This window comes from Streptomyces sp. NPDC007264, assembly GCF_042869095.1.
Classification (GTDB): Bacteria; Actinomycetota; Actinomycetes; order Streptomycetales; family Streptomycetaceae; genus Streptomyces.
Map to the genome: position 1 here is coordinate 146,320 of NZ_JBIAFD010000014.1, position 13,605 is coordinate 159,924.

At 72.4% G+C, this 13,605-nt stretch carries 11 protein-coding genes and 1 pseudogene; 7 read left to right on the top strand and 5 right to left on the bottom strand.

Features of this window, described 5'->3' with window-relative positions; translation table 11 throughout:
- Positions 1–61 precede the first annotated feature (61 nt).
- Positions 62–1,327, top strand: a complete 1,266-nt coding sequence (locus ACFYMU_RS23815) for an MFS transporter (protein ID WP_388376545.1) — start codon at positions 62–64, stop codon at positions 1,325–1,327.
- 62 nt (positions 1,328–1,389) lie between these two features.
- On the opposite strand, the gene ACFYMU_RS23820 is transcribed toward ACFYMU_RS23815, so the two are convergent.
- Both ACFYMU_RS23820 and ACFYMU_RS23825 read right to left on the bottom strand, forming a co-directional pair.
- Positions 1,390–2,493 (bottom strand): SPFH domain-containing protein, encoded by a 1,104-nt coding sequence (locus tag ACFYMU_RS23820; RefSeq protein WP_388376548.1) that lies wholly within the window; start codon positions 2,491–2,493, stop codon positions 1,390–1,392.
- A 224-nt stretch (positions 2,494–2,717) separates the two neighbouring features.
- Positions 2,718–5,171 carry a SpoIIE family protein phosphatase gene (locus ACFYMU_RS23825; RefSeq protein WP_388376551.1) on the bottom strand — a complete coding sequence of 818 codons (2,454 nt, stop codon included), beginning with the start codon at positions 5,169–5,171 and terminating at the stop codon, positions 2,718–2,720.
- Between the two features lie 321 nt (positions 5,172–5,492).
- On the opposite strand from ACFYMU_RS23825, the gene ACFYMU_RS23830 reads away from it, so the two are divergent.
- Entirely contained in the window at positions 5,493–6,551 is a 1,059-nt protein-coding gene (locus ACFYMU_RS23830; protein ID WP_388376554.1) for a Gmad2 immunoglobulin-like domain-containing protein, read from the top strand.
- Positions 6,552–6,638: 87 nt separating this feature from the next.
- Here ACFYMU_RS23830 and ACFYMU_RS23835 read toward each other — a convergent pair whose 3' ends face one another.
- The gene (locus tag ACFYMU_RS23835; RefSeq protein ID WP_388376557.1) at positions 6,639–6,854 is read right to left on the bottom strand and encodes a hypothetical protein; all 216 of its coding nucleotides are present in this window, start codon (positions 6,852–6,854) and stop codon (positions 6,639–6,641) included.
- 283 nt (positions 6,855–7,137) lie between these two features.
- Entirely contained in the window at positions 7,138–7,356 is a 219-nt protein-coding gene (locus ACFYMU_RS23840; RefSeq protein ID WP_388376560.1) for a hypothetical protein, read from the bottom strand.
- Between the two features lie 297 nt (positions 7,357–7,653).
- On the opposite strand from ACFYMU_RS23840, the gene ACFYMU_RS23845 reads away from it, so the two are divergent.
- The 3 genes from ACFYMU_RS23845 to ACFYMU_RS23855 all read left to right on the top strand — a co-directional run bounded on the left by ACFYMU_RS23845 (position 7,654) and on the right by ACFYMU_RS23855 (position 11,961).
- Positions 7,654–8,985, top strand: a complete 1,332-nt coding sequence (locus ACFYMU_RS23845) for a phosphatase PAP2 family protein (RefSeq protein ID WP_388376563.1) — start codon at positions 7,654–7,656, stop codon at positions 8,983–8,985.
- Between the two features lie 324 nt (positions 8,986–9,309).
- Positions 9,310–11,283 carry an Ig-like domain repeat protein gene (locus tag ACFYMU_RS23850; protein WP_388376565.1) on the top strand — a complete coding sequence of 658 codons (1,974 nt, stop codon included), beginning with the start codon at positions 9,310–9,312 and terminating at the stop codon, positions 11,281–11,283.
- Positions 11,284–11,433: 150 nt separating this feature from the next.
- Entirely contained in the window at positions 11,434–11,961 is a 528-nt protein-coding gene (locus tag ACFYMU_RS23855) for a hypothetical protein (RefSeq protein WP_388376567.1), read from the top strand.
- Positions 11,962–12,064: 103 nt separating this feature from the next.
- Here ACFYMU_RS23855 and ACFYMU_RS23860 read toward each other — a convergent pair.
- A pseudogene (locus ACFYMU_RS23860) lies at positions 12,065–12,551 on the bottom strand (TetR/AcrR family transcriptional regulator).
- Between the two features lie 141 nt (positions 12,552–12,692).
- On the opposite strand from ACFYMU_RS23860, the gene ACFYMU_RS23865 reads away from it, so the two are divergent.
- Positions 12,693–13,196 (top strand): hypothetical protein, encoded by a 504-nt coding sequence (locus ACFYMU_RS23865; protein WP_388376569.1) that lies wholly within the window; start codon positions 12,693–12,695, stop codon positions 13,194–13,196.
- 74 nt (positions 13,197–13,270) lie between these two features.
- Positions 13,271–13,477, top strand: coding sequence for a hypothetical protein (locus tag ACFYMU_RS23870; RefSeq protein WP_388376571.1), 207 nt, complete (start codon positions 13,271–13,273; stop codon positions 13,475–13,477).
- Positions 13,478–13,605: the final 128 nt, after the last annotated feature.

The window sequence follows — 13,605 nt, forward strand, 5'->3', positions numbered from 1 at the left end:
GGAGTTTCGCGTGTACGCGAAACACTAACGGCCGCCCTCGGCGCCCGCTCAGACTCCGCGCATGCGCAGCTACTCCGACCTCTTCCGCACCCGCGAGTTCACCCCGCTCTTCCTGTCCAGCGCGCTCCACACGGCCGCCTCGACGCTCGGCGGCCCGGCCCTCGGCACGCTGGTCTACCGGGCCACCGACTCCCCGCTGCTCTCGGCGGTGAGCATGTTCGGCCCGCAGCTGGCGCAGGTCGTGGGTGCCACGACACTGCTGTCGGCGTCGGACCGGCTGCCGCCGCGCGTGACGATGGCCGGCATCGCGTGCGTGTTCGCGGCCGGTACCGCGGCGACGGCCACGCCCGGCCTGCCGGTCGGGGCGGTCTTCGCGCTGCTGTTGCTCCTCGGCCTGGTCCAGTCGCTCGGCGGCGGGGTCCGCTGGGGTCTGCTGAACGAGATCCTGCCCAAGGACGGCTATCTGCTGGGCCGTTCGGTCTTCAACATGATGAACGGCCTCATGCAGGTCACCGGTTATGCGACCGGCGGCCTCCTGATCGCGGTCCTGTCCCCGCGGGCGACCCTGCTGGTGGCGGCGGCGCTGTACCTGGCGTCGGCCGTCGGCATCCGGTGCGGGCTGACCCGCCGTCCTCCCCGCGCCTCCGGTCGTCCGTCCGTCGCGCGGACGTGGCGCACCAACGCGCTGCTGTGGTCGTCCCCGCCGCGCCGGACGACGTACCTCCTGCTGTGGGTCCCGAACGGCCTGGTGGTCGGCTGCGAGTCGCTGTACGTCTCCTACGCGCCCGACCGCGCCGGTGTGCTGTTCGCGTGCGCCGCGTTCGGCATGCTCGTCGGGGACGTCACGACGGGCCGCCTGCTCCCGCCCGCCCTGCGCCGCCGCCTCGGTATTCCGTTCCTGCTGCTCCTGGCGGCCCCCTACCTGCCGTTCGCGCTGCACCCCACCGTGCCCGTGGCGGCCGCCTGCGCGGCACTGGCCTCGGTCGGCTTCGGCGCGAGCCTCATCCAGCAGGAACGCCTGATGTCCCTGACCCCTCGGGAACTGAGCGGCCACGCCCTCGGACTGCACTCGGCGGGCATGCTCACCCTGCAGGGCGTGAGCGCGGCACTGGCCGGAGCGGTGGCCGAACTCACCACGCCCGCGACGGCGATGACGGTGATGGCGGCCGCCTCGGCCGGGGTGACGCTGACCCTGGCGGCGACGGGCCGCCGGCACCAGGAGCGCGGCGGTGGTTCCGAGACCTCGGGGGAACGGGGTGCCCGGCCCGACCGCCCCCGGAACGAAGGCGGTTCCTCGCGCCGGGGTGCGGTGGCCGGCCTGGAGTGAGGCGCCGGCTCGCAGCGGGTGGGGGCCCGCCGCGTGGGCCGTGCGGCGGGGCGGTGTCGGGCTCAGGCCGGATCGGCGTACGGCTGGGGCGCGGGGGCCGGCACCTCCCCGAGGCGGGGGTCGTGCGCGACGCCCGGGAGGGCCGCCGGCCGGTCACCGGCGGAAGCGTCCGCGCCCTCGGCCGGGGCGGTCGGGGGGTGCACGGGTGCGCTCGTGCCCTCGGCGGGAGTGCCTGTGCCCTTCGCCAGGGCGTTCGTGCCCTCGGCGGGAGTGCCTGTGCCCTTCGTCAGGGCGTCCGTGCCCGCAGCGGGAGCGCCTGTGCCCTTCGTCAGGGCGTCCGTGCCCGCGGCGGAAGCGTCCGTGCCCTCGGCCGGGGCCGTCGGCCGGTCGGCCTCCTCGTGGCCGAGCTTGCGGGCCGCGCGGTCGAAGTACCGCAGCAGCTCCACCGGGAACGGCATCACGAGCGTCGAGTTCTTCTCGGCCGCCACCTCCACGACCGTCTGCAGGAGCCGCAGCTGCATGGCCTCCGGGGTGTCCGACATGATGCGGGAGGCGTTGGCGAGCTGCTGTGCGGCCTGGAACTCGCCGTCCGCCGTGATGACGCGCGCCCGCCGCTCGCGCTCCGCCTCGGCCTGCCGGGACATGGACCGCTTCAGGGACTCCGGCAGCTGCACGTCCTTGATCTCGACCCGGTCGATGTGCACGCCCCAGCCCGCCGCCGGGCTGTCGATCATCAGGGCGAGCCCCTCGTGCAGCCGCTCACGGTCGGACAGCAGGTCGTCCAGGTCGCTCTTGCCGATGATGGACCGCAGCGAGGACTGGGCGACCTGCCCGACGGCGAACATGTAGTCCTGGACCTCGATCGTGGCCCGTACGGGGTCGGTGACCCGGAAGTAGACGACGGCGTCGACCTTCACCGAGACGTTGTCCCTGGTGATGCCCTCCTGGGTCGGGATCGGCAGGGTCACCACCTGCACGTTCACCTTCCGCATCCGGTCGGCGAACGGGATCAGGAATGTGAGACCCGGCTGCCGGTAGTGCGGCAGTGCCTTCCCCCAGCGGAACACGACCCCGCGCTCGACCTGGTTCACCACCCGCATTCCGCTGCGCAGCAGGAGCAGGCCCAGCACGGCCACCAGCACGACCGCGACGACGGCGCCTTCCATGGGACTTCACTTCCCTCTCAGGGTGTCGATGAGTGCCAACCAAGTGGACACCTCGGGAAGGACCGGCGGATGCGTCCGGGGCGTCAGGAGTTCGTCAAGAACCGGTGCGTTCACCGGCCGCCGGAGGCGCCCCGGGCCGCCACGACCGTCCGGGCCGCCGTCCTGAGCGTCCTGACCGTCCTGAGCGCCCGGGTCGCCGTCACGACCGTCCGGGCGCGCCGCCGTCACGACCGCCGGATCGCGCGTCGCGTTCGTGCGTCGGGGAGCTCGATCTCCGCCCAGATCGTCTTGCCGGCCGCGTGATGGCGCGTCCCCCAGCGCTCGGCGAACTGGGCGACCAGCAGCAGCCCGCGGCCGCCCTCGTCGAACGTGCGGGCCCGCCGCAGATGCGGGGCGCTGCTGCTGCTGTCCGAGACCTCGCAGATGAGCACGACGTCGTGGATCAGCCGCAGCCGGATGGGCGGCTGGCCGTACCGGATCGCGTTGGTGACGAGTTCGCTGACCACCAGTTCGGCGGTGAAGGCCGCCTCCTGCAGTCCCCAGGCCGACAGCCGGGCCAGGGCCTCCGCCCGGGCACGGGCCACCGCCGCCGGGTCGGACGGCAGGTCCCAGGTGGCGACCTGGTCGGTGTCGAGGGCCCGGGTACGGGCGACGAGCAGGGCGACGTCGTCCTGCGGCTGCGCCGGGAGCAGGTTGCGGATCAGGTCGTCGCAGAGGGCCTCCAGCGAAGCGGGGGGCTCCTCCAGGTGCCGGCGCAGCTGTGTGAGCCCTCTGCCGACGTCGTGCTTGGCCCCCTCGATGAGACCGTCCGTGTAGAGGGCGAGCAGACTGCCCCGGGGCAGTTCCCACTCGACCGCCTCGAAGGGCAGACCGCCCACGCCCAGCGGAGGGCCGGGAGAGATGTCGATGAAGTCCGCCGTGCCGTCCGGGGTGACGACGGCGGGCGGCGGATGGCCCGCGCTGGCGGCCGAGCAGCGGCGCGAGACGGGGTCGTAGACCACGTACAGGCAGGTGGCGATGAGGTCGGTGGAGATCTCGAAGTCCGGCTCCGGCTCGGCGGTGGGCTCCTCTTCCGCCGCCAGATGGGTGACGAGGTCGTCGAGGTGGACGAGGAGCTCGTCCGTGGGAAGGTCGACGTCCGCCAGGGTGCGCACCGCCGTCCGCAGGCGTCCCATGGTCGCGGAGGCGCGCAGGCCGTGGCCCACCACGTCCCCGACGACCAGCGCGACCCGGGCGCCGGACAGCGGGATCACATCGAACCAGTCGCCCCCCAGACCGGCCCGGGTACGGGCGGGCAGATAGCGGTAGGCGACCTCGACCGCCTCCTGCTCGGCCAGCCGGCGGGGCAGCAGACTGCGCTGGAGGGCCAGCGCGGTGTTGCGTTCGAGGGTGTACCGGCGGGCGTTGTCCACGGCCACGGCGGCGCGTGCGCCGATCTCCTGGGCGAGCAGCAGGTCGTCCTCCTCGAAGGGCTCGGGGCGCTGGTGGCGGACGATGACGGACACACCGAGGGTGATGCCGCGGGCACGCAGCGGAATGACCATGATCGAGTGGATGCCGAACCGCCAGACCACCCCGGCCCGCTCGGGATCGGCGACCTGCCAGTTCCTGATGGCCTCGTCCAGCGTGCGGTGCAGCGAGGCCCGCCCGGTCGCCAGGACGCGGACGGGGGGCGCGGTCTCCGGGTAGTAGTCCACGTCCCCCGGCCGGATCACCGCCTCGGGCGCACCGGGCAGGACGGACTGCTGCGCGGCGCGGCGCAGGGCGACGGTGCCCGAGGCGGACGGCACGGGCTCGACCCCGCGGAACAGGGAGTCCAGCAGGTCGATGGTGACGAAGTCGGCGAGCCGGGCCACCATCACGTCGGCCATCTCCTGGGCCGTGCGCATCACGTCCAGGGTGCTGCCCACCTGCGTACTGACGTCGTTCAGCAGGGCCAGCCGCTCCCGCGCCCAGTACTGGGCGGTGACGTCGAGGGCCGTGACCTGCACGTGGGGCGTCTCCCCGTTCGGCGCGGTGAGCGGGGCCACGGTGACGGCCCAGATCCTCGGCGGGGCCCCGGGCCGGGCGCTGCCCCGCACCTGGAAGTCCGCGGGCTGCCCTGTCCCGAACACCTGGCGCATGCCCGCCTCGACCGTCCGGCAGACGTGGGGCGGCAGGATGTCGGTGACACGCCGGCCGCGCATCTCCTCCTCGGTGAGGCCGAGCTCGCGGGTGGCTCCCGCGCTCGCCCGTACGACCCGCAGCTCGCGGTCGTACACCATCAACGGCAGATGGCACTGCTCGAACCCCTCCTCCGCCGTCGCCCGGTCCGCCGGCGGCTGCTCCGGCACCGTGGCCACGATGAGCTGCTGCGCCCTGCCTTCGCCGTCGAACGAGGGGTACGCCCGCAGCCGCACCTCCACCGGCCGGCCGTCCCGGTGCCGGAGCGGGGTCGTCCCGCCACGCCCGTCGAGCGCCGCGGGACACCCCTTCGCGATCTCCGAGTCCGGACCGAGCAGATCGGTCAAGGGGCGCCCGACGACCTCCTGGTACGGGTAGCCGAGCAGCCGCTCGGCGCCCGCGCTCCACCCCGTCACGATCCCCTGGGCGTCGACGACCGCCGTGGCGGAGCCCGCCGGCTCCGGGAGCATGCCGGAGCCGTTGCCGGGTGTGCTGGCACCGTGCATGTCGATCATCGCCCATCCTGCCCCCGCGGACGCCGGGCCCGGGACGGTGCCGCCGAGTCCGCCGAGTCCGCCGAGTCCGCCGAGTCCGCGGAGCCCGCCGAGCCCGAAGGCCGGGCCCGCCGCGCCGACCCTCTCCCCCCACTTGTACCGTCCTTCGCCCGCACTCGCGCGTCGTGGCACCGCGCCGCCGGGCACCGCGGACGGGCGATCGCGGTCCGGGCCGCCGGCCGGCCGCTCCACCGGTGCCGGACGGACCTGCGGTGCGGGCCGTACGACCCCTGGAGGGCCGGCCGCGGTGGGCATTGGCTGGTGGTGTCGGAGGAGGCCGCCATGAACACCAGGACGTCCGCCGGACGGAGCGCCGCGCACCCGCGCCGCACCGCCCCGCACCCGCCCCGCACCGCCACGCCCCGGGGCCGCACCGCCCCGCACCCCCGCCGCCCGGCCGCCCTTGCCGCCGTCGCCCTGCTCGTCGCCTCGCTGGCGGCCGGCTGCGGGGGCGGGAACGGAGGAGGGACGACGACCGGGCCCGGGGCGGACGCCTCACCGCGCACCACCGACGGCACGAGCGGCGGCACGTCGCAGGCGCCCGGCGACGGCGGCACCTCGCGGACCGGCCCCCCGTCGACCGGGGCCGCCCCGAGCACGCCCGCCGGCACCTCGCCCGCCCGGCCCCGCCAGGTACGGGTCTCGGCCTACTTCCTGCACGGGGAGCAGGTGTCGCCCGCGCCGCGCCAGGCGACCGCTCCCGGCACGGCCGCGGGGGCGCTTCGCGCACTGCTGGCCGGACCCACCCCGTATGAGAAGCGGTACGACCGCACCACGGCGATCCCCCGGGGCACCGTGCTGAACTCCGTCGCCGTGCACGGCAGGACCGCCACGGTCGATCTCTCCGGACGCTACGACGACGGCGGTGGCAGCCTCTCCATGCGCGCACGGATCGCGCAGGTCGTCTTCACCGCGACGCAGTTCCCGTCCATCCAGAAGGTGTCGTTCGCACTCGACGGCAAGCCGGTCACCGCGCTGGGCGGGGAGGGGGTCGACGTGCACCGTCCCCTCGGGCGGGCCGACTTCGAGGACCTGACCCCGGCGGTTCTGGTGGAGTCGCCGCTGATCGGCGACACGATCCACAGCCCGGTCCGGGTGCGGGGCAGCGCCAACACGTTCGAGGCCACGTTCCGGCTGAGGATCAAGGACGCGGCCGGGACGACGGTCGCCTACCCGTATGTGACGGCGACCTCGGGCACCGGGACCCGCGGCACCTTCGACGTGACGATCCCGTACCGGACCGCGCACACCGGCACCGGCCGGCTGATCGCCTCGTACGACTCTCCCAAGGACGGGCGGCCGGTGATCGTGGACACGATCCCGCTGACGCTGCGGCGGTGACAGCGGCCGGCGCCCGGCCAATGTCACCGCCGAACCGCCGGCGGGCCGGGCGCCGCGACGCTTCCCGCACCGCGCGCATCGCCCCGTTCAGGGCAGGGCGATGCCGTCCAGCTTGCCGTTCTTGGCGTCGTCGACGAGCGAGGAGAACTGGTCGGCGCTCATCCGGATCCGCTGACCGAAGTCGTCGGTCAGGACGATGCGGCGGTCGGCCGGGGCGGTCGGGTCGACGAACAGCTGGGGACAGCCGCAGTTGCAGTTTCCGCAGAAGGTTGCCACGGGCTCCAGCCCGCCGATGTCGGCCATGCTTCTCCACCTCCAGGGAGTGCGGCGCGCCGGTGCCCGGACCGGCCTCCGCGGGGACTGCCCGGGACATACCCGACGCGGGACGGGGGGACGCATGCCCCGGCCGGGCCCCGGGAGCGTGGTCACCGGCCCGTGTGCCGCCGTGCTCCGCTGCCCGCTTCCGGTGCTTCGTCCCCGGAGGACGAGTCGGGAACCGGGCGACTGCGCCATCCGACTCCTGGGAGGGAGGCCGACGGGCAGAGCCGGGCAGAGCCGGGCGTGCGGAGCCGGCGACCCGGCGACCCTAGGCGGTGTCGCTCCAGTCGTAGGGCCCGCCGCCGCGCCACTCGATCAGCTCCGGGTCGTCGATGGCGCGGTCCTCGGAGGGCAGTCCGGCCTGGTGGAGGAGCTCGAACAGGTCGAAGAGGCTGTGGGCGGTGCCCACACGCTTGCCGTGGATCGTCACCTGCCGCCCACCGTCCGGCGACGGCGGGGACACGACCACAGGAGGGTGCTCGTCCATGGCACCACCATGCGCCGCAACCGTCCCGCCTGCAGCTTGGCGGGCCCGATATCCGGCGGCCGGAAACGGATCGGTCATGTCGTGGCGGATGCTGAAAAACACAATTCAGGGAAACCTGCGGTGCACTCCTATAACATGTTCGAACTCACGAACGCCCCCATCACCTGTTCTTCACCGGAAAGCCATGCCATTCAGCACGAAAAACAACCTAGTTGACTCAAACCTAACAAACCGGTCATATCAGTGATATCCATAAAGGGCAGAGTTTCGTTCTCCGCATGGCGTCAGCCGCGGGTGATGCTGGGGATCGCGGCGGGCGTGGCCGCCCTCGGATTCCTCCTCGTGCTGGAGCTGGTCGCGCGTCGCCATGGGATACGCGGGCCGGTCGCCACTCTGGCGCGAGAGGCGATATTCCCTCCCAAGTCGGGTTTCCTGTTGTACGCCGGAATGGCGTTGATGCTGGTGGTGTGCACCTGGCGGCAACGGTTCATCGCGCTCGGCGCCGCGATCGGCATCGATTTCGTCTTCTTGCTGGTCCGGTGGGCGGCAGACGTCAAGGTGACCGAAGGGCACCCCTTCGGCAACGGCGCCTTCTGGGTCGTTGTGGTGTACGGGACCATCACCGTCACGCGCCGCACCGGCGAGGAACGCGTGCTGCTGCTGAAGGGCCTCGGGCTGGGCCTGCTGCTGGTGGTCGGCCGCAAGGTCGGCGACACCTGGCTGGTCCTCACCGCCAAGACCCGCCCCATGGTGCTCGACCCCTATCTGGAGACCGCCGATCACGCGCTGGGCAACCCGTCGTGGGTGGTGGGCCGTATCGTCACGGCCGCCGGACCGATCGGCTTCAACCTCCTCGACTTCGTCTACGGTCAGCTCGCGGTGGCCGCGGTCGTCATCGCGCTGTACCAGCTGCGCCACGTGGCGGTCGAGCGCCGCTTCCCGGGCCACTACCTGGTGCGCACCTTTGTGGCGATCGGCCTTCTCGGGCCGCTCGTCTACATGATCTTCCCGGTGGTCGGACCGGTCTTCGCCTACGGGAACGGCACCGAGCACTGGTCGGCGGTCAGCCTGTGGTCGCACCCGCAGCCCACCGAGCAGCAGTGGGCGGTGGCCGACCTGTGGCCGGAGGCGTCTCCGGCGCTCCGGGCCCCGCACCCCGTACCGTTCGACGGGATCACCCCACGCAACTGCATGCCCAGCCTGCACACGGCGTGGGCCACCGCGATCTTCATCCATTCCCGGAAGGGCTCGAAGTTCTTGCGAGGCGCAGGCACCTTCTGGCTGATCGCCACGCTGACCGCGACGCTGGGATTCGGTTACCACTACGGCGTGGACCTCCTCGCGGGCGTGGTGTTCGCGCTCACGATCGAGGCGGCCCTGCGTGCGCACGACCGCGGCTGGGATCGATCGGGGACCCGGTTGGTCGCGCACGGCGTCACGGTCTTCGCCGCGCTCCTGGCGTCGTACCGCTATCTGCCGCTGGAGATGGCCCGTCATTCGTGGTTCTACGGACCGCTCCTCGTGCTGGCGATGACCTCGGTGGTCTACGCCTACGTACGGACCACCAGACAGTGGGAGCCGAGCGTCGAACCGGTGCGGCACCCGGAGCCGAGCCCGGAACCTGCGTGAACCGCACGACGTCGCTCGTGTGCTGAGCGCTCGGGGCCGGCGTGGCGCCCGCCGGCCGCCGCGCCGGAGTGCGCCGCGCCGGAGTGCGCCGCGCCGGAGTGCGCCGCGCCGGAGTACTGCCGCGCCGGTGTGCCGCCGCGCCGGAGTGCCGCCGCAGAACTGCCGCACTCCGCCATATTCCGTTCCTCAATTGTCACTGGCATGCCATACGCTGCCTTCCTCGGCAGCGTCCGCACACCCGTCGTCGGTGTGAGGGGGGACGCACGGCCTACTTGTCTTCGCCCGGTGACCAACGGGCTGCTTCTGTGGGGGTTTCACATCACTATGCGCAGGCGCACCATCTCGACCGCGACCGCACTCGCGGTCGTGTTCAGTTCCGCGGTCCTCGCCGTGGGCGCCGCCGTACCGGCCGTGGCCGACTCGGCCCGGACCCTTGCGGTGAAGTCGGTCGGCGACATCGTCGTGGACGGCGCCCACCAGCGCGTCTACGTCTCCGACCCGACCGGCGGCAAGATCGTCGTCACCGACTACACGGGTGCCGTCAAGGCGACCCTCACCGGACTGGCCGGAGTGACGGGCCTGGCGCTGTCCGCCGACTCCGGGCAGGTGTACGCGGCGGTCAAGGACAGCGACCGGATCGTCTCGGTGGAGACGCAGACGTACACCCGGACCGCGAGCTATCCGCTGGAGGGCGCGGACGCTCCGGTCGACGTGGAGGTCGTGGACGGCCGCATCTGGTTCGGCTACGGCTCGAACCTCGGGTCGCTCGACCTGTCCGCCGCCGAGCCCGTCGTACGGCTCGACCAGAAGGGCGACGCCGGTTTCTTCAACGGTCCGATGCTCCTGGCCTCCGACCCGGCCGTGCCGGGCGTCCTGGTGGCCGGGACCGGTGGCACGCTCGCCGTGTACGACGTCTCCGCCGACGGGGCCGTGCTGCGGGCGAAGGGCAGCATGGACACCGGCGTCAAGCAGCTGGACCTGACGCCCGACGGCAAGCAGATCCTCACCTCGTGGGACGGCACCGGCTACGGCTACGGCTTCCCCGCCTACTCCACCACCGACCTGACCGAGGTGGCGAGTTACCCGACCGACGCCTATCCGAACGCCGTGACCGTCGCGCCCGACGGCACCATCGCGGGCGGCAGCGACTCCTCGTACGACCCCGACGTGCACATCCACCGGCCCGGTGACCCCACGCCGACGCGGGAGTACGACTTCCCCAACACCGGCAACAGCAGCGGCGCGGACACCCTCGTGGCCGGAGCGCTCGCCTGGGCGCCGGACGCGAGCCGCCTCTTCGCCGTCTCCGTGAACAGCTACGGCACGTACAGCCTGCGCGCCCTGACCGACCCGACCAAGGAGCTGCCCACCCTCACGGTGTCGGCCCCCGCGACCGCGGAGCGGGCCAGGAAGCTCACCGTCACCGGCAGGCTGACCTCGAAGACGCTGCCCGCCGCGGGCACCGGCCTGAAGGTGACCCGTACGGACATCGAGTCGCCGGACGGCAAGGCGCTGGCCGCCGTCACGACGAAGGCCGACGGCAGCTTCTCCCTGACGGACACCCCGCCCGCCGGCGGCAAGGTCACCTACAAGGTGTCCTACGCGGGCGACGCCGCGCACGCCGCGGCCGCCGGCTCGGACGCGGTGCAGGTCTCCCGCAAGGCGACCGCGCTGACGCTGAACAACAACGGCAAGCTGTACTCGTACGGCCAGGACGTCACCTTCACCGCGCACCTCGGCGCCACGTACAAGAACCGCACCGTCGCGATCTACGCGGACCCCTTCGGCTCCGACAAGCCGAAGAAGCTGCTGAAGAAGGCCAAGGTCAACTCCAGCGGCAACCTGTCCGCGACCGTCGACATGACCCGTGACACCACGGTCACCGCCGTCTTCGACGGCGACGCCCGCAACGCGCCCAGGACCGTGAACTCGACCGGGTACGCCAAGGCGAAGATCACCACCTCCGTCGCCAAGCACTACAGGACCGGCAAGATCGGCTCCACGACGTACTACTACTTCCGCAAGAACACCGACCCGGTGTTCACCACGACGATGAACTACTACTCGGGCCGCCAGCAGCGCTTCCAGCTCCAGGTCTACTACCAGGGCTCCTGGTACGACTCGGGGTCCGAGTACTTCGCCCTGGGCACCAACGGCAAGTCGGCCGTGCGGCTGGAGGCGCCGGGTGAGTCCGGCATCCGGGCCAGGATGCGCTCGTCGTACATCAACGGCTCCTCCGGCGACACCGTCAACTCCACGACCCACGGCGCCTGGAAGTACTTCACCTTCACCAACTGACCCCGGCCCCGGACCCGATGACAGATCCGGTGCGGCTCCCGAACTCACGGGGGCCGTACCGGCGGCGGCGTCGCACGCGGGGGATCGCGGGGGTCACCGCCGGTCCGGATGCGGGATCCTGGGCCCGAACGGACCGGAGGGAGACGCAGCGTGGCTGTCCCGTGGGGGCTCCTGATATCCACCGCCGGGGGCATCGCCGCCACCGTGGTCGGTGTCATCGCGGGTGGTGTCGTGGGGCGGCGCAGCCAGAACCGCCAGCGGCTCCAGGAGTCGCGGACCACTGCCTACGAGAGGTTCCTCCAAGCGTTCGGCGCGGTGGAAATGGAGCTTCGCGAGGCGTTCGTCGACAGACGCGCACCCGCCGTCGTCCGGGGACCGTTCAATGCCGCTCTGCAGTCGATGTCCCTGGTGGCAAGCCGGGATGCGATGAGGGCGGCCGAACGGATCTGCGACCTCATCGAGGAGTTCACGATCCTCTTCCACGGCCGGCAGCCGACGGATCTGGAAGAACTCCGGCCGATTCACGGAGGGTTGTACGAGGCGCACGTGAGCTTCGTCAACGCGGCCCGCCGCTCGCTCGATCCCGCTCAGGAACACCTCGTACAGGCGCTGGGCGGACCGTCGGCCTGGCACGGGGTGGAGTCCGCCTGGGCCCCCGGGAACGGGACGGCGGAATAGGGCCGTCCGTCCTTGCCGCTGTGCGGGCTGCGCGCGTACGCGGTCTCGTGCGAACCCGGCCCCGCGATCGAACGCCGCGGTGCCTCCGCGGGCCGGGTGGTTCTCAGGCGAGCGGCCAGTTGCGCAGGGCGGCGTCGGCCATCTCCTGGAGTTCGTCCCGGGCGACACCGCTCGCGGCCTGCACGGCGATGCCGAACGCCAAGGTGGTGACGTAGTGCGACAGGAGTCCCGGATCCGTCTCGGGAGGCAGTTCACCTTCGTCGACGGCCCGCTGGAACCGCGTGGACGCCCTGGACGCCCAGGCAGCCCTGGGGACGGGCCGGGCGGGTGGTGGTGCGGATGGCGCCGGCCAGGATCGCGGCGGCGACGCCGAGGGCGCTCGGCTCCTCGAGGGCCCGGGTCAGGCGGGCGCCGGGGCCCTCGGCGTAGCGCTCCAGGGCCTTGCGGAACAGTTCCTCCTTGTTGCCGAAGGCCGCGTACATGCTGGTCGTGGAGACGCCCGTCGCTTCGGTCAGGTCGGCCTCGACCGCCTCCACGAACGGCGCCCGGCCGACCGGGTTCGCCCGGTCGGGCGAACCCGGCGGAGGCAGCCCACGGACGGCCCGGCTCCGAACCACTCGACGACGGGCGGGGCGCGCCCCCCTGACGGCGGATCACATCCGACCCCTGAGGTGGTAGATCCTCTCCGTGACGCACGGTCGGCGTCGGACACCCAGCCTTCGGGAGGCACCATGCGCGTACTGCCCCAGCTGACAGTCACGGTCACCGGGATCGCGGCCGCTCTGCTGTTCACCGCCGGGGTTGCTTCGGCGACCGGCACGCCGTTGACCCAGGCCGAGGCGGAGGCGCGGCTGATCTCCCACGGCATCACGGCCAGATCCCCCGGCGGCTGCACCGACAGGAACAACCCGCGCTGCGTCTCGTACGAGGGGATCCTCAGCGGCACGGTGGACGCGGTGATCGACCTCAAGAAGGCCAGCGGCCTCGCGACCCTCGTCATCGTCGGCGGCACCGAGACCGGCCACGGGGCGGACGGCGAGTACAGCCACGCCAACGGCTACAAGATCGACCTCCAGCCCAGCCCCGCCCTCGACGCCTACATCAAGCGCACCTACCAGTACGTCGGCCTCCGCGACGACGGCTTCCCGATGTGGAGGTCCCCCTCGGGCGACCTCTACTGCGACGAAGCCAGCCACGCGGGTCTCCCGACCCACTGGGACATCGTCTACCACTAGTGCCCCGGGCCCGTCAGCCCGGGCGGTACGGCCTAACGGCGGCGCAGGCCCGGCTCTTGCGCGATCATGGGCTCATGGAATCGTGGACGGTCCGGCACTTCTCCCAGGCCAACCCGGCAGGAGCCGGTCAGGACGACGTGCCTGCGCTTCTCCGCAGGGTCGCGGACACCCTCGAGGGCCTCGGCCCGGTCGAGGTTCAGGACGTCGTCATGCACACCGAGATCACCGCGGACGGCCTCTGGCCGAGCCTCACGGTCTACTTCCACAAGGCTGACGACTGACCGGGCCGTGCCCGAATCGGGGTCTTCCCCCGGCTTGCCCGCTTCGCGCACCCCCGGCTCCGGGAAACTGGAGCGCTCCTCCTGCTCGTGAGCGCGGCCTCCGCTCCCCGTCGCCGCCCGCGGCCGGC